The 15,711-nt window shown below is 64.3% G+C and carries 13 protein-coding genes; 12 read left to right on the plus strand and 1 reads right to left on the minus strand.

Annotation, left to right across the window (positions count from 1 at the left end):
* Window positions 1-162: 162 nt before the first annotated feature.
* On the plus strand, window positions 163-3,045 hold the full coding sequence (locus RTH74_RS15915; RefSeq protein WP_316915306.1) for an EAL domain-containing protein: 2,883 nt from the start codon (window positions 163-165) through the stop codon (window positions 3,043-3,045).
* A 33-nt stretch (window positions 3,046-3,078) separates the two neighbouring features.
* On the opposite strand, the gene RTH74_RS15920 is transcribed toward RTH74_RS15915, so the two are convergent.
* Window positions 3,079-3,504 (minus strand): VOC family protein, encoded by a 426-nt coding sequence (locus RTH74_RS15920; protein WP_084341967.1) that lies wholly within the window; start codon window positions 3,502-3,504, stop codon window positions 3,079-3,081.
* 143 nt (window positions 3,505-3,647) lie between these two features.
* On the opposite strand from RTH74_RS15920, the gene RTH74_RS15925 reads away from it, so the two are divergent.
* The 11 genes from RTH74_RS15925 to RTH74_RS15975 all read left to right on the plus strand — a co-directional run bounded on the left by RTH74_RS15925 (window position 3,648) and on the right by RTH74_RS15975 (window position 15,675).
* Window positions 3,648-4,502, plus strand: coding sequence for a LysR family transcriptional regulator (locus tag RTH74_RS15925; RefSeq protein WP_316915307.1), 855 nt, complete (start codon window positions 3,648-3,650; stop codon window positions 4,500-4,502).
* 67 nt (window positions 4,503-4,569) lie between these two features.
* The gene (locus tag RTH74_RS15930; protein WP_316915308.1) at window positions 4,570-5,082 is read left to right on the plus strand and encodes an RNA polymerase sigma factor; all 513 of its coding nucleotides are present in this window, start codon (window positions 4,570-4,572) and stop codon (window positions 5,080-5,082) included.
* A gap of 98 nt (window positions 5,083-5,180) precedes the next feature.
* Window positions 5,181-6,149 carry a FecR family protein gene (locus RTH74_RS15935; RefSeq protein WP_316915362.1) on the plus strand — a complete coding sequence of 323 codons (969 nt, stop codon included), beginning with the start codon at window positions 5,181-5,183 and terminating at the stop codon, window positions 6,147-6,149.
* A 170-nt stretch (window positions 6,150-6,319) separates the two neighbouring features.
* The gene (locus RTH74_RS15940; RefSeq protein WP_316915363.1) at window positions 6,320-8,935 is read left to right on the plus strand and encodes a TonB-dependent hemoglobin/transferrin/lactoferrin family receptor; all 2,616 of its coding nucleotides are present in this window, start codon (window positions 6,320-6,322) and stop codon (window positions 8,933-8,935) included.
* A 70-nt stretch (window positions 8,936-9,005) separates the two neighbouring features.
* Entirely contained in the window at window positions 9,006-9,572 is a 567-nt protein-coding gene (locus tag RTH74_RS15945) for a heme acquisition protein HasA (RefSeq protein ID WP_316915309.1), read from the plus strand.
* 166 nt (window positions 9,573-9,738) lie between these two features.
* Window positions 9,739-11,496 carry a type I secretion system permease/ATPase gene (locus RTH74_RS15950; RefSeq protein ID WP_316915310.1) on the plus strand — a complete coding sequence of 586 codons (1,758 nt, stop codon included), beginning with the start codon at window positions 9,739-9,741 and terminating at the stop codon, window positions 11,494-11,496.
* A complete protein-coding gene (locus tag RTH74_RS15955) occupies window positions 11,493-12,809 on the plus strand; it encodes an HlyD family type I secretion periplasmic adaptor subunit (protein WP_316915311.1) in 1,317 nt (438 codons plus the stop codon). Before RTH74_RS15950 ends, RTH74_RS15955 begins: the two co-directional genes overlap by 4 nt.
* A 2-nt stretch (window positions 12,810-12,811) precedes the next feature.
* Window positions 12,812-14,146, plus strand: coding sequence for a TolC family outer membrane protein (locus RTH74_RS15960; RefSeq protein ID WP_316915312.1), 1,335 nt, complete (start codon window positions 12,812-12,814; stop codon window positions 14,144-14,146).
* Window positions 14,147-14,185: 39 nt separating this feature from the next.
* Window positions 14,186-14,776 carry a biliverdin-producing heme oxygenase gene (locus tag RTH74_RS15965; RefSeq protein ID WP_316915313.1) on the plus strand — a complete coding sequence of 197 codons (591 nt, stop codon included), beginning with the start codon at window positions 14,186-14,188 and terminating at the stop codon, window positions 14,774-14,776.
* Window positions 14,769-15,182: a YbaN family protein gene (locus RTH74_RS15970; protein ID WP_316915314.1), complete on the plus strand. Its 414-nt coding sequence runs from the start codon at window positions 14,769-14,771 to the stop codon at window positions 15,180-15,182. The genes RTH74_RS15965 and RTH74_RS15970 overlap by 8 nt, the downstream gene beginning before the upstream one ends.
* 64 nt (window positions 15,183-15,246) lie before the next feature.
* Window positions 15,247-15,675 carry a GFA family protein gene (locus RTH74_RS15975; protein WP_316915315.1) on the plus strand — a complete coding sequence of 143 codons (429 nt, stop codon included), beginning with the start codon at window positions 15,247-15,249 and terminating at the stop codon, window positions 15,673-15,675.
* Window positions 15,676-15,711: the final 36 nt, after the last annotated feature.

Consider the following 15,711-nt stretch of genomic DNA (forward strand, 5'->3'; position numbering starts at 1 on the left):
TGGGTCGTCAGCGCCCGCCAAAAGTTGGGCGTCACGCTGTGAAAGGGGCCACATCGTTGTTGGGCACAGCGTCTGTCTCGGGTATTCTCCCGCGACGTCAGGGTTGGGAGCGCCACAAAAAGCGCCCAATACCCTTAGGCAACCATTACAAGAAAATCGCCTATGACCGCCACGACTAGCGCCGTAGTTCAAGAGGTGACGCTGGACTCGCATCAGGCTGAGCGTCAGTTCGCCACGGATATTGCCGTTGAGCGTACCCGTCTGTTGTTCCAGGGTTCGCGCTTGCCCACGTTGCTCATGCTGCTGGTCGGCCTGGCCTGCAGCTTATTGCTGTGGAGTCAGCAGAGCGCACCGATGCTCGCTGCCTGGCTGGGCTGGGTGGTGCTGCTGGCGCTGCTGCGCCTGACCCAGGTGAATGCCTTCAACGAGGCGCTGCCCAGTCGTCAGGCCGAGCCCTATTGGCGACGCATTTTCCTCTTCGGCGCCGGTGCTTCCGGGCTGACCCTCGCCTTCGCCGTGATCGTGCTGGTGCCTACCGATGTGTTCTACCAGCAAGCGCTGGTCTACGGCCTGATCGCCGCCGCCATTCTCTCGGCCAGCGTGGCCTATGCCGTCAGCCTGCCTGCCTTCCTCACTTTCGCCTTGCCCTGCTTGCTGCCGTCGGCCGGCTATCTGCTGCTATCGGGCAGCGGTCTGCAACGTGGCTGGGGGCTGCTCAGCGTGATCCTGTTTCTTGCCCTGCTGGTGGTGGCTTGGCAGGTCAATCGTCTGGTGCAGCGCAGCTTGTTGCAGCGCTTTCACAACCTGGCGCTGATCAGCAACCTGGAGCGTGCCAAGCAGCGCGCCGAAGGGCTCAACGAGGAACTGGCGCGCGAGGTGGAGCAGCGCCGCCGCGCCGAGCGCGAACTGCGCGGCGCCCATGGTGAGCTGGAAATGCGCGTGGCCGAACGCACCCTTGAACTGGACGAAGCGACCCATGCGCTGGGCAAGAGCCAGGCGCGCCTGGCCCTGGCGCTGGAGGCCAGCGAGCTGGGGCTGTGGGATTGGGACCTGGAAAGCGACCAGGTGCACCACTCGCACCTGCGCGAGCTGTTTGGCCTGGAGCCGGGCCAGGTACAAGTGATGCTGCGTGACCTGACGCCGCGCCTGCACCCGGATGACCTGCCGGGGCTGCGCCGGGCGCTGGTCCGGCACCTCAAGGGACGCAGCGAGGATTATCAGATCGAGTACCGCGTGCGCCATGTCGATGGTCACTGGGTCTGGGTCGAAGACCGAGGCCGTGCAGTCGAGCGCGACGCCGCCGGCCGTGTGCGGCGCATGCTCGGTACCCGACGCGATGTCAGCGCGCGACGTCAGCAGGAGCAGCAGCAGCGCCTGGCGGCGACCGTGTTCGAGGCGGCCAGCGAAGGCATCTTCATTCTCGACCCCGACTACCGTGTGCTGGCAGTCAACCGCGCGTTCAGCGCGGTGACCGGCTACAACCGCGAGGAAGTGCTCGGGCGCACGGTGACCAGCCTGATCGGCAGCCGCGAGATGCGCCGGCAATACCAGATGATCCGCCAGGAGCTGGACAGCAGCGGCACCTGGCAGGGCGAGCTGATCGAGACGCGCAAGAGCGGCGAGCTTTACCCGCAATGGCTGCAGCTCAACCTGGTACGTGACGCCAGCGGCCGGCCCAGCCAAATCGTCGGCTTCTTCGCCGACCTCAGCGCGCGACGCGAGGCCGAGGAGCGCCTGCGCTACCTGTCGCACTACGATGATCTGACCGGCCTGGCCAACCGCAGCCTGTTCAAGGAGCGGCTGCACGATGCCAGCCAGCGTGCCCGCCAGAGCGGCCGCAGCATTGCCCTGGTGCACATCGACCTGGACCGTTTCAAGCTGCTCAACGATAGCCTCGGCCATGAAGTGGCTGACCAGTTGCTGCGGCAGATGAGCCGTCGCCTGACCCAGGCCGTGCCGGAGGCCGACTGCATCGCTCGGCTCTCGGGTGATGAGTTCGCCATCATTCTCGATGCCTACGGCAGCCTTTCCAGCCTGGCGCGGGTGGCCAGCCGGCTGCTGGCCAAGTTGCGCGTGCCGATGACCGTCGGCGGGCACGAACTGGTGATCAGCGCCTCGCTGGGCATCAGCCTGCTGCCGGACTATGCGCGCGAGATCAGCGCGCTGATCAGTCAGGCCAACATGGCCGTGCAACATGCCAAGCACCTGGGCGGCAACACCTTCCAGTTTTTCACCGACAACCTGCAGGCCTGCACCCTGGAGCGCCTGCAACTGGAGAACCAGCTGCGCAAGGCCATCGACGAAGGCCAGCTGGAGGTGTTCTACCAGCCCAAGCTGAACCTCGCCGACGACCAGCTCAACGCCGCCGAAGCGCTGGTGCGCTGGCGCCATCCGCAGCAGGGCATGGTGGCGCCTGGCGAGTTCATCGGTTTGGCCGAAGAGACCGGGTTGATCGCGCCGATTGGCGAGTTCGTGCTGCGTCAGGCTTGCCGCCAGGCGCGCGAGTGGCAGCAGCAAGGGCTGGCGCAGATACGAGTATCGGTGAATATCTCGGTGTATCAGTTACGTCAGGGCAACCTCACTAGCCTGGTGCGCCAGGTGCTCGAAGAAACCGGCCTGGCGCCGCAGTACCTGGAGCTGGAACTGACCGAAAGCCAACTGCTGGATAACGTCGACAGCGTCATCGTCACCTTCCGCCAACTGCGTGAACTGGGGGTCAAGCTGGCCATCGACGACTTTGGCACCGGCTACTCCTCACTCAGCTACCTCAAGCGCTTCCCGGTGCATTACGTGAAGATCGACCAGACCTTCATCCGCGATCTTTCGCCCGGTGGCGAGGACGCGGCGATCACCCGCGCGATCATTGCCATGGCCCACAGCCTGGAGCTGAAAGTGGTGGCCGAGGGCGTGGAAACCCAGGCACAGATGGACTTTCTCAAGAGCCAGAACTGCGATGAGATCCAGGGCTTTCTGATCAGCCGCCCGGTGGAGGCAAGCGCCTTCGCCGAGCTGCTGCGTGCGCAGATCGATAATCCACTGGATTGAGCGGCATTTGCTCGCTACCCAGGTAGCCTGCGTTCACTTGGCGAACAGCTGGCCGATGTCCTTGAATGCCTTGAACTCCAGCGCGTTGCCGCAGGGGTCGAGGAGGAACATGGTGGCCTGCTCGCCGACCTGGCCCTTGAAGCGTACATAGGGCTCGATGACGAATTTCGTTTCGCGGCTGCGCAGGCGCTCGGCCAGCGCTTCCCAGTCGGCCCAGCCGAGCACCACGCCGAAGTGCGGCACCGGTACGTCGTGGCCGTCCACCGGGTTGCTGGCGGCCGATTCCTGGTAGGCCATCTTCGGCGCTTCATGGATCACCAACTGGTGGCCGAAGAAATCGAAGTCTACCCAGTGGTCGCTGCTGCGACCCTCGGCACAGCCGAATACCTCGCCGTAGAAATGCCGCGCGGCAGCCAGGTCATGAACGGGAATTGCCAGGTGGAAGGGCGCAAGGGACATCACGGAATACCTCTGGTTATTGTGGGTGGGGCGGGTGCAACCCGTCATCGATGTTCATTGCTCCAGCCTATCAACAGCGAAATTGTTCTAAAGCGAATATCCTTGCGCGCAAGCTCAAATATTTTTGATCAATGGAGGCCTGGATGCTGCGCGAGCTGAAAACCTTCGTCACCGTCGCTCGCCTGGGCACCTTCGCCGCTGCCGGCCAGCAGGTGGGGTTGACCCAGTCGGCGGTCAGCGCGCAGATGCGCGTATTGGAGCAACATCTGGGTGTACGCCTGTTCGACCGCAGTGGCCGCGCTGCTGTGCTCAACGCCGCGGGCCGCCACGCCCTGCCGCTGGCCGAGCAGATGCTCGCGCTGTATGCGCAGATGGCGCTGCCACAGGCTGCCGATCAATGGCAGGGCGAGTTGCGCGTCGGTGCCATCGCTACCTTGCAGACTGGTCTGCTGGCCGAGGCTTTACCGCGTTTTCGCCAGCTGGCACCGCTCGTCGAGCTAAAGTTGGTGCCGGGCGTTTCCTTACAGCTGTTCAGCCAATTGGATGCCGGCGAGCTGGACCTGGCCCTGTTGATCAAGCCGCCGTTCGCCTTGCCCAAGGAAATCCTCGAAGTGCCGCTGGCGCAGGAGCCTTTCGTGCTTATCGCGCCGCTGGACGTGCCGGGCGACGACCCGCTGCGGCTGCTCGCGGAGCAGCCCTTCGTGCGCTACGACCGCGCCTCGTTCGGCGGTCGTCAGGTCAGCCGTTTTCTGCGCGAGCAGCGCCTGAACGTACGCGAGGCGCTGGAGCTGGATGAGCTGGACGCCATCGTACGCCTGGTGGAAAACGGCATGGGCGTCGCCCTGGTGCCACGCGCCGGCCTGTGGCTGCAGCGGCCGACGCGACTGCGGGTGATCGAGCTGGGCGAGCCGACCTTCAACCGTGAACTAGTTGCCCTGGTGCGCCGTGCGCAGCGCCAGCCGGCGCTGGATTGTCTGTTGAGCTGCCTGGGATCATAGAATTGAAAATGGTTCTCAATAAAAATAAGATGCCGCTTTCCTCTCGCCCAAGACCAGGGATGCACGATTGTCGGACTTGGATCTCAAAGGCCTGTTCCAGAAGCACGCCAAGGCCCTTCATAACTTTCTGCTGAGTAAGAGTCGCGACCCGCAGCTGGCTGCGGACCTTACGCAGGAGAGCTTTCTGCGCCTGGCCGAGCAGCGTGATGGCGAGCGCATCGACAATTCGCCGGCTTATCTCTTTCGCACGGCCAGCAATCTGTTGATTGATCATCAGCGTCAGCAGATCCGGCGCAAGACCGATCTGCTTGGTGAGGACGTGCTGCATGAGGTCGAGGTCGGGGGCAGTTCGCTGGACGATATCACCGCAGCGCGCCAGGGGCTCGAACGCCTGCAACGGGCGATTGCCGAGTTACCGCCACGCACCCAGGAAATCTTCCGCCTCAACCGTCTTGAAGGCCTGACGCATGCCCAGGTGGCGCGCCAGCTGGGAATTTCCGACAGCTCGGTGCAGAAGCATCTGGCCCGTGCCCTGGCGCACGTGATGGAGCGTCTGGTCGAGGCTGGCGAGCAGGCATGAGTGAGCATTACGGTAAAATCCCTCGTCGCGCGTCATTACTGAAGACGGACGTGTGCCACCCAAGCCGCAACGACCTATAACGAGAATCGAGAGTGAGCGTGATTAGCCAAGATCCGCAGCAGCGGAGTATCCGCGAGGCGGCTGCCGAATGGGCGGTACTGCTCGCCGGCGGTTCGCTCGATGATCGTCAGCAAGAGGCGCTGCAGCAATGGCTGCAGGCCGACGCCCGCCATGCCGAGGCGTTGGTCTTCGCTCAGCGCACCTGGGCGGCGCTGGGTCGTTTGCCGGCCGAGAAACCTACACCGCACCGCGTGGCTGCCGTCGCGGCGAATGTATCGCGCCGTCCCGGGCGAAACGCTCGGCTGCGCCGCTGGGGCGCGGCGGCCTGCCTGACGCTGTTGCTTGGTGGTCTGGGGCTTAGCCAGGGCGAGCGCATGCTGCTGCCATTGCTGGCTGACCACCATACGGCCGGTGGTGAGGTGCGCAGCCTGACCTTGTCCGATGGCAGCGAAGTCATCCTCGACAGCGCCAGTGCCATTCGCCTCGACTATTCCGCCGACCAGCGCCGGGTGGAACTGCTTGCGGGAGCTGCAATCTTCAATGTGGCGCCGCAAGCCGGTCGGCCCTTCGTCGTCGAGGCTGCGGGTGGTACTGCGCAGGCCCTGGGTACCCGTTTCCTGGTGCAGCATGAAGCGCGCGGCGGCGCGCTGGTCGGCGTTCTCGAGCATGCAGTACAGGTCAATGCTGCGCAGCAGCAGCGACGCCTGGAGGAAGGCAGTAGCCTGCGCTATGACGCTGCCGGGATGCATGACACAAGGTTCGATTTGCAGCGTGCAACCAGTTGGCAGCGAGGACTTCTGGTGTTCGATCGTCAGCCGCTGGGCCAGATGATCGAGGAGCTCAATCGGTATCGTCCTGGGTACATCCTCATCGGTCGCGATGAGCTGATGCAGCGTGAGGTCAGCGGCGTTTTCCGCCTCGATGCACTCGACGCTGCGTTGACGACGTTGACACGTGAGATGCAACTACAGCATCACGAGCTGATGGGCGTCAGCCTGATCTACTGAGCATTTTCACGACCTTCGAAAAAAGTTTCTTATCGACTTACTGACTTTCTGTTTGTCAGGCGTCTTTGTTGTTAGTGATTTTCATTATCAACAAAATCAGCCTGGAGTCAGTCGTGAGTCATCGTCGTTGCGCAGTACCACTCACTCTTCGTCGTTGTAGCCCTGCGCCGCTGCTCGGCGGTGTTGCGCTGGGTGTGGCCGTCGCCTTGGGCAGCACCATCGTCGCTGCTGCACCGACAGGCGACAGAACGCCCGTGCAGCGGCAGGTGGTGGAGTTCGATATCCCTGCTCAGCCACTGGATCGCGCTGCTCTGGCCTTCGCCGAGCAGGCTGGCGTGCAGGTGTTCTTCGACAGCGCGCGGCTACAGGGTTTTGCCAGCGCCGCGTTGAAAGGTCGTTATTCCCTCGATGAAGGTCTTCGCCGTTTGCTCGGCACGGCGCCGGTGGACTACCGCTTCGACGACGCGCAGCAAGTCACCCTGACCCGTAGTGCTCGCGCCGACGAGCAGGCGCTGCAACTGCAGTCCACCACTGTGCAGGGCCAATGGCTCAGCGAACGCCAGGAGACCTACCTGCAACCGCGCTCAGTAGCGGTGATTGATCGGGAGCAGATCGACCGCACACCGCCTCATCATGCTGCCGATCTGCTCGAGCAGTCGGCGGGTGTGTATACCGCCGTGAGCCAGCAGGATCCGGGGCTGTCGGTGAACATCCGCGGGCTGCAGGACTACGGTCGGGTCAACATGAACATCGATGGCATGCGTCAGAACTACCAGCAGAGTGGGCATCAGCAACGCAACGGCACCATGTATATCGACCCCGAGCTGTTGTCCGGCGTGGTGATCAGCAAGGGTGCCAGTTCCGGGTTGGGTGGCGCGGGGGTGATCGGTGGCGTAGCCGAGTTTCGTACCGTGGAGGCGAGCGATTTTCTACGCGATGGCAAGGAGGTTGGTGGCCGGCTTCGGGCGACCAGTGGCCTGGGCGGCCTGGGCAACGGTACTCACTTCATCGGCAGCGGCGTGTTCGCTTTTGGCAACGATGCCTGGGATGTCCTGTTAGCGGGCAGTGAACGTAATCTGGGCAACTACGAGCCGGGCTCCAACGGCCGTATCGGCGAAATCCGTACCCAGGCGGGTACGGCCAATGACGCAACCGAGCGGCTGAAGAACTCCACCGTCGATTATTCAGCCAGCGAGATGCGCTCGTTCCTCGCCAAGCTCGGCCTGAATCTCGACGAGACGCAGCGTGTGCAGATGAGCTATCTGCGCACTGAGGTCTCCTATGACGATGCCAACCTGATGAGCGTCAGCGGTGACCGTCTCTGGGAGAAACTCGGCAGCAGCGAGGTGACTTCGCAGAACCTGGCCCTCGACTACAGCTACGACCCGGAAAATCCACTGATCGATTTCAAAGGCAAGCTGTACTTCGTCGAGAACCGCAACGAGCAGGACAATCTTGCGCGCGGCAGTTCGCCGGCCTACCAGATCGAATACCGTACTCGCACCGTCGGTTTGCAGCTGGAGAACACCTCGACCTTCGCGCTCGGTCAGCTCAGTAGCCTGGATTTCAACTACGGTGCGGAGCTATTCCAGGACAAGGTCAGGCCCAGTTCGGATCAGCGAACCGAAAGCGCAGCCGCTTCCTTTCCCTACGTCGAAGGCATGACGCCGTCTGGTAAGCGTGGCATGGCCAGTGTGTTCGGCGAACTGCGCCTGCACTATGACGACTGGCTGACGGCCAGCGCCGGCCTACGCTACGACCGCTACCGGCTGCAGGGCGAAACCGGTATGACCATTCGCCGCTTCAGGCCGCCTGCGACCTTTACCCAGGAAGCGCTGACCTTCGACGTGGATCGTGAGCAAGGGCGCTTTTCGCCGACCTTTGGCCTGGCGATCAAGCCGGGGGTGGATTGGCTGCAGTTCTTCGCCAGTTACGGCAAGGGCTGGCGCCCGCCAGCCGTGACCGAAACGCTCATCTACGGGCGGCCGCATGGCGGCGGTGGCGAGTGGATGTACCCCAACCCCTATCTCGAGCCTGAGCGTTCCAGCGCCTGGGAAGTTGGTTTCAACGTCTTTCGTCAGGGGTTGCTACAGGCGGACGACAGTCTGGGCATCAAGGTCGCCTACTTCGATACGCGGGTGGACAACTTCACCTATATGGCGATCAACCGGCAGGTGCCGGGGTTCGGTACGGGTCCGACACTGGGCACGGTGGCGCATGTCAACGACCTGACCTCGACACGCTTTCGCGGCGTCGAGTACCAGGCCAACTACGACAACGGACGCTTCTACGCCGACTTCACCTTCACCCACATGATCGGCAAGAACGAGTACTGCTCGAACAATGCCTATCTGGGTGGGGCCGAGCGATTCGGCATCATCCCGGGCGTCGGTATCGGCTCGATCCCGGACGACTATGCCAACTCGCTGGTCAGCTGTGGCGGCCTGATGGGCAGCTCCGAGTACATGCCGATGGATCGCGGTTCGTTGGTGCTGGGCACCCGCTGGCTGGATCGCAAGTTGGATGTTGGTACGCGTATTCGTTACAGCGAGGGCTACACCGAGTCCTACGCCGAGCGCAACCTCGAAGCCATTTACCCTGCGGACTGGGCGTCCTATGTCGTCTACGACTTCTTCGCCGGCTATAAGGCCACGCCCCAGACCCGGCTCAGCCTGTCCCTGGAGAACGCCTTCGACCGCGCCTACCTGGTGCCGCTGGGGGACGTATACGCCTTCACCCTCAGTCGCGGCAGAACCCTGACCGGTAGCGTCGAGTACCAGTTCTGAGAATTTGCTCATCCCGAGCGAATCGCGGCTCGTTGGCGGGCCGTGAATGACACCGATAGGAGATCAACCCATGAGTCTGTCCATTTCCTACAGCGCCACCTATGCCAGCAACTCGATCAGCAGCTACCTCTCGGCCTGGGAGCTGACCTTCGCCGACAACAACCACACCAGTGGCAACGTCAACGAGGGCAGCAACACCGGTGGTTTCTATCCGGGCTACCTGAGCGGCACGCAGTACGCCATCTCCGGCTATGAGAGCACCGGTGCTTTCGTTGCCGAAGGCACGCTGAGCTACAACATCACCACGCACGTACTGTCCGGCGACTTGGATAGCGTCAACCTGGGTGGTTATCTGTACAAGGACGCCAGTGGCTACAACCTGTTCGACGACCAGGTGACCTTCGATGGTCTGGGCCTAAGCGGTAGCGATGTGCACGACACCATCTACGCCCTGATGTCCGGCAACACCGGTGAGCTCGAGGCGCAGTTGAACGACATCCTCGACGACTACGGCGTCTCCACTGCCGACACCTTCGACGTGGTCGCCGCTGCTCTGGCTGCTGGTCCGTTGAGCACCGGCTCGGCCGAACTGATCGGCGTGCCGGAGTTGGCCGACGATCTGGCCCTGGCGGCTTGACCGAGCGGTGATGAAAAAGGCGGCGGGGAGATCGCTCTCCCGGCCGCCGGCAACGACCGCCGTGGTGCCGGCCTGAACAACTCGCGCCACGGTGGTCGCACGAATTCTCGACAAGTGCTGCCCGCCGCGTCAATTGCAGTAGGCAGCGCTTCTGGGGCGCGACAGCATGCAACCTTCCAACGAAATCCTCGCTGCACTGGCGGCTTGCCGGCGCGGCTTCGTCAGCGTCGGCGCCTTCAGCGCGGTGATTAATCTGCTGATGCTGGCCCCGGCACTGTACATGCTGCAGGTCTACGACCGTGTGCTGGCTTCGGGTAACCACATGACCTTGGCCATGCTGACCCTGATGGTGCTCGGCCTGTACGCCTTCATGGGGCTGCTGGAATGGGTGCGCAGCCTGGTGGTGATTCGCCTTGGCGCGCAGATCGACCGGCAGCTTGGCGCACGCATCTACGATGCCACCTTCGATGCCAACCTGCGCGTCGCTCGTGGTAGCAGCGCGCAGCCGCTGAGCGATCTGACCAGCCTGCGCCAGTTCGCCACCGGCAATGCTTTGTTCGCGCTGTTCGACGCGCCCTGGTTTCCGCTCTACCTGGCGGTGCTGTTCCTCTTCCACCCCTGGCTCGGCTGGCTGGCGCTGGGCGGTGCGGCGTTGCTGCTGGCGCTGACCTGGGCCAACCAGTGGCTTACCCGCGCAGCCCTAGCCGAGGCTGGGCAACTGGCGATCCAGGCGACCCAGGCTGCCAGTGCTCACATGCGCAACGCCGAATCCACCGAATCCATGGGCATGCTGGCGCGTCTGCGCCAGCGTTGGCAGGCCGAGCACGGCCGCTTTCTTCACCTGCAGAACCGCGCCAGCGAGCAGGGCGCGTCCTTTGGCGCCGCGTCCAAAGTGGTACGCCTGGCGTTACAGTCGTTGATGCTCGGACTCGGCGCTTTGCTCGCCGTAGAAGGCCAGATCACTCCCGGCATGATGATCGCCGGCTCGATTCTCATCGGCCGCGTCCTTGGCCCTCTGGATCAGCTGATCGGTGCTTGGAAGCAGTGGAGTGCGGCGCAGCAGGCTTACCGGCGCCTGTGTGATTTGCTCCAGGCGCAGCCGCCGCGGGCTATGGGCATGGGCTTGCCGGCGCCACGTGGCGAACTGCGTGTAGAACAGTTATCGGCCTGTGCACCGGGCACGCGCACGCCAGTGTTGGCTGGCGTCAGCTTCAGCCTGGAGCCGGGCCAGCGCCTGGTGGTCCTGGGGCCGTCCGGCTGTGGCAAGTCCAGCCTGGCGCGCCTGCTGGTAGCGGCGCAGACGCCGCTGGGCGGCAAGGTCCGCTTGGACGGCGCCGACCTGCAGCAGTGGAACAGAGAGACTCTCGGCCCCCATCTGGGTTATCTGCCGCAGGACGTGCAGCTTTTCGCCGGCAGCATCGCCGAGAACATCGCCCGCTTCGCCGAGGTCGATGCGGACAAGGTGGTTGCCGCGGCGCAGATGGCCGGCGTGCACGAACTGATCCTGCGTCTGCCGCAGGGGTACGACACGCAGTTGGGCGAGGGCGGTGCCGGGCTGTCAGGCGGACAGAAGCAACGCATCGGCCTGGCGCGCGCTGTCTACGCTCTGCCGGCGCTGATCGTGCTCGACGAACCCGACGCCAACCTTGATGAGTCTGGCGAGCAGGCGCTGGTGGCCGCACTCGACCGATTGCGCGAACAGGGTCGTACGCTGGTACTGATCAGCCATCGCCCGGCACTGCTCAAAGGCGCCGATCAGTTGCTGGTGTTGCGCGGTGGGCAAATGCAGGCCTTCGGCCCGGCCGCCCGGGTTTTGCAGGATCTGCAGCACGCGGCCCGCCCGGCGCCGCAGAGCGCACCGGTGCGGCGTGTCGCGCCAACCCTGAGCATCAGCTACGGCGCCCAGCCAGGTGCCCAGCAATGACTGCGCTGGCCTCTGTGCTTCCCCTGCAAGCGGTCGATGCCAACGCGCCGACACGGCTGGGCTGGTGGTTGTTGCTGATCGGTTTCGGTGGCTTCGTCGCCTGGGCCGCGCTGGCGCCGTTGGACAAGGGAGTACCGGTGAGTGGCACGGTGATGGTCAGTGGCAATCGCCAGGCGCTTCAGCATCCCACGGGGGGCACGGTGCGGCGCATCTTTGCCCGTGATGGCGATGCAGTGCAGGCTGGCCAGCCCTTGCTGGAGCTGGATGACCAGGTCTTGCAGACGCAGGCCGATGGCCTGCGGGCGCAACTGATCGGCAGCCGTGCCAGCGCCGCGCGCCTGGCCGCCGAACGTGACGGTGCGGCGAGCATCGACTTCGACCCCTGGCTGCTGGCACGCGCGGACGATCCCCTGACGCTCACCAGCCTGGAGCTGCAGCGTCAACTGTTCGCCAGCCGGCGTCAGGCCTTGGCCCTGGAGCTCGACGGCCTGGCGCAGACCCTGGCCGGCAACGAGGCGCAACTGGGTGGCCTGCGTGCGCTGTACAGCAGCAAGCAAGCCCAGTTGCGCGTGCTCGATGAGCAACTGCTGGGCCTGCGCGAGTTGGCGGCGGACAACTACATCCCGCGCAATCGCCTGCTCGATGCCGAGCGCCAGCGTGCCGAGCTGATCGGTCTGCTGGCCGATGACGCCGGCCGCATAAGCCAGTTGCAGCGGCAGATCACCGAACTGCACCTGCGCGCCGCGCAGCGCAACGAGCAGTTCCAGGAACAGGTACGTAGTCAGTTGGCCGAGACGCAGATACGCAGCGAAGAGCTGCACCATCGCCTGGCTGGGGTCGATGCCGAGTTGCAGCGTACCCTGTTGCGTGCGCCGGCCAGCGGCCTGGTGGTCGGGCTCAGCGTGTTCACCGAGGGCGGCGTGGTCGCACCCGGCCAGGCGCTGCTGGAGATCGTCCCGCAGGATCAACCACTGCTGGTCGAGGGCCGGCTGAGCCCGGCGCTGGTGGACAAGGTGCACCCCGGTCTTCCGGTTGAGTTGCTGTTCAGCGCCTTTGAGCAGCGCACCACGCCGCGGGTCGCCGGCACCCTGGAGCTGGTTTCCGCCGACCGCCTGCAGGATGAACGTAGCGGTGAGCCTTACTACGCCATCCGCATTCGTGTGGGCGACGATGCCATGCAGCAACTGGCTGGTCTGCGTATTCGCCCTGGCATGCCGGTGGAGGCCTTTATCAGTACCGGCGAGCGTTCGCTGCTCAACTACCTGTTCAAGCCGTTGCTCGATCGCACGCACCTGGCCCTGGCGGAAGACTGACGATGCGTGTGTTCTGTTTCGGCCTGCTTCTGTGTTTCGCCGCGCCTGCACCGGCCCTCGGTTTACTCGATGCCTATGCTCTGGCGCTACGCCATGACCCGACCTTCCAGGCCGCCATTGCCGAGCGCGACGCCGGGCTGGAGAGCCAGGCAATAGGTCGCGCCGGGCTGTTGCCACGGCTGTCGTGGAGCTACAGCAACCAGCGCAACGACTCGCAGGTGACGGCGGGCGGGCAGCGCGTTGACCGCGATTACCGCAGCTATGCCTCGGTGCTCAGCCTGCAACAGCCGCTGTTCGACTACGCCGCCTGGGCCGACTACCGCCAGGGCGTGGCGCGCACGCTGCTGGCCGACGAGCGCTTTCGCGGGCGCAGCCAGGAGCTGGCGGTGCGCCTGTTCGAGGCCTACAGCCAGGCGCTGCTGAATGGCGAACGCATCGCCCTGGCGCGCGCTCAGCGGCGTGCCCTGGTCGAGCGCCTGCAGCTCAACCAACGTCTGCTACGGGCTGGCGAGGGCACCCGCACCGACGAGCTGGAAACCGAGGCGCGCCTGGCCCTGGCCGAGGCCGAGCTGATCCAGGCGCAGGATGATCTGGACATCGCCCTGCGCGTGCTGGAGGCCATCGTCGGTGAGCCCTTGGCGCGCAGCGACCTGCAGCCGTTGCTTGACGATTTCCCGATCCAGCCACCGCAGCCGGCGCGCTTCGAGGCCTGGCGCGATCTGGCCGTGGCCGGTAATGCCGAACTGGCGGCGCAGCGCCGCGCCGTCGAAGTAGCGGCCCAAGGCATCGAGAAACAGCGCGCCGGTCATCTGCCGACCCTGAGCCTGGTGGCCAGCAGCCGCCTGACCAGCTCAGATTCGGAAAGCGCCTACAACCAGCAGTACGACACCGACAGCATCGGCATCCAACTCAGCGTGCCGCTGTTCGCCGGTGGCGGGGTGAGCGCGGCGACCCGCCAGGCCAGTGCGACGCATGTGCAGGCCGGCTTCGAGCTGGATGCGCAAACTGCCGAGCTGCTCACCCGTCTGCGTCAGCAGTTCAACCTGTGTAACAGCGCCGCCGCGCGGGTGCGTGCCTATCGCCTGGCCGTGAGCGCGGCCGAGACGCTGGTGCAGGCGACGCGTAAAAGCGTGGCCGGTGGCGAACGGGTCAACCTCGACGTGCTAGACGCCGAGCAGCAACTGCATGGCGCCCGCCGCGATCTGGCCGAGGCGCGTCATGGCTACCTGCGCGCATGGCTACAATTACGTCAGCTGAGTGGCGTGCTGGATGGTTCCGACCTGGAACGACTGGCGGAATCCTTCGACGACCGCGGATTACCGAATGAAACCGACTGATTCGTCTTTACCTAACCGAACCATTCAGAGGGCTCCGTCATGACCGCACCTTCCCAGCTTTCCCATCCGCTGCGTTCGCAGCGTCTCAACGCCATCACCCATGAGCCGCATAGTCATCTCGATTATCTGGTGAAGAGTCATGATCCTTTTGCCAGTCCGGATCGATTCGCCCACTTCGTGGCTGCGCAGTACCTGTTCCAGCGCGACTTGGAAAAACTCTACAACGATCCCGAACTGGTCAAGCTGGTGCCTGATCTGCCGCAGCGTTGTCGCGTCGAGCAGGCCGTGCTGGATCTGGCCGATCTGCAGCGCGCGCTGCCTGAGGGCGATGACAGCATCCGCAACAAGGTCATGGGCACCGGCGAGGCGCTGGCCTGGTTGTTCGTTTCCGAAGGTTCCAAGCTCGGTGCCGCTTTCCTGCTCAAGCGCATGCCGGCGCTGGGCCTCAGCGAGACCTTTGGCGCGCGTCATCTGGGCGAGCCGGAAGGTGGTCGCGCACAGGGTTGGAAGGCGTTTACCGCCGTGCTCGACAGCGTCGAACTGGATACAGAGCAGGAGCGTCTGGCCGAGGCGGCGGCCATCGCCGCTTTCGAGCGTTTCACCGTGCACCTGGAACGCTGCTTTGCCTGAAACCACGCTGGCGCGTTCGGCCTGGCAGCGCTGGCTGTGGTTGCTGCTGGCTTATCTGAGCATCGGCATGGCCATGCTTGGCGTGATCCTGCCGGGCCTGCCCACCACCGAGTTTGTGCTGCTGGCGGCCTGGGCAGCGTCGCGCAGTTCTCCGCGCCTGGCGGCCTGGCTGGAGAATCACCGGATTTTCGGCCCGCTGCTGCGTGACTGGAAAAACGGCGGCCTGATCGCTCGGCGCACCAAGTGGCTGGCGACTGGCAGCATGCTGGTGGCGTTGTTGGTGATGATCCTGACAGTCGATCACCTGCCTTCGGTGCTATTTGCCACCGCCGGCATGAGCTGCGGCGCGCTGTTCATCTGGACGCGGCCAGAGCGGTGCAAGGCCAAGAACACGTCCACCTCGTAGCCTAGGATCGGGGGGCCAGGTCGCTGGTCTATGCTCAATACCCTTTCGATCAAAAGGTGTGGTGATGAACAAGGATATCGGCGAAATCAACGGCGCCTGCCATTGCGGCGGTGTGCGCTTTAACGTGACCTTGAGCGATGGCCTGCACAGCGCACGGCGCTGCACCTGCTCCTACTGCCGCATGCGCGGGGCGGTGGCGGTCTCGGCCGAGCTGGCCGGCTTTCGTATTCTGCAGGGTGAGGACCTGCTCACCACCTATCGTTTCAACACCCAGAGCGCCGCGCACTTCTTCTGTTCACGCTGTGGCATCTACACCCACCATCATCGTCGCTCCAATCCCCACCAGTACGGCGTCAATGTCGCCTGCCTGGAGGGCATTAGCCCGTTCGACTTCGCGGAGGTGCCGGTCAGCGACGGCATTGCCCATCCCAGTGACGACCCTAGCGGCGCCGGGCCGCGGCAAGCCGGCGTTCTGCGCTTTATCCCGTCGTGAGCTCCCTTTCCATCGTGCAGAAATGAAAATGCCGCG

This window comes from Pseudomonas sp. zfem001 (genome assembly GCF_032621725.1).
GTDB lineage: Bacteria > Pseudomonadota > Gammaproteobacteria > Pseudomonadales > Pseudomonadaceae > Aquipseudomonas > Aquipseudomonas sediminis.

Bases quoted from the DNA above. Each gene is read 5' to 3' on its own strand.
- RTH74_RS15915 (WP_316915306.1), top strand. From the start codon at position 163: ATGACCGCCACGACTAGCGCCGTAGTTCAAGAGGTGACGCTGGACTCG.
- RTH74_RS15920 (WP_084341967.1), bottom strand. From the start codon at position 3,504: ATGTCCCTTGCGCCCTTCCACCTGGCAATTCCCGTTCATGACCTGGCT.
- RTH74_RS15925 (WP_316915307.1), top strand. From the start codon at position 3,648: ATGCTGCGCGAGCTGAAAACCTTCGTCACCGTCGCTCGCCTGGGCACC.
- RTH74_RS15945 (WP_316915309.1), top strand. From the start codon at position 9,006: ATGAGTCTGTCCATTTCCTACAGCGCCACCTATGCCAGCAACTCGATC.
- RTH74_RS15950 (WP_316915310.1), top strand. From the start codon at position 9,739: ATGCAACCTTCCAACGAAATCCTCGCTGCACTGGCGGCTTGCCGGCGC.
- RTH74_RS15955 (WP_316915311.1), top strand. From the start codon at position 11,493: ATGACTGCGCTGGCCTCTGTGCTTCCCCTGCAAGCGGTCGATGCCAAC.
- RTH74_RS15960 (WP_316915312.1), top strand. From the start codon at position 12,812: ATGCGTGTGTTCTGTTTCGGCCTGCTTCTGTGTTTCGCCGCGCCTGCA.
- RTH74_RS15965 (WP_316915313.1), top strand. From the start codon at position 14,186: ATGACCGCACCTTCCCAGCTTTCCCATCCGCTGCGTTCGCAGCGTCTC.
- RTH74_RS15975 (WP_316915315.1), top strand. From the start codon at position 15,247: ATGAACAAGGATATCGGCGAAATCAACGGCGCCTGCCATTGCGGCGGT.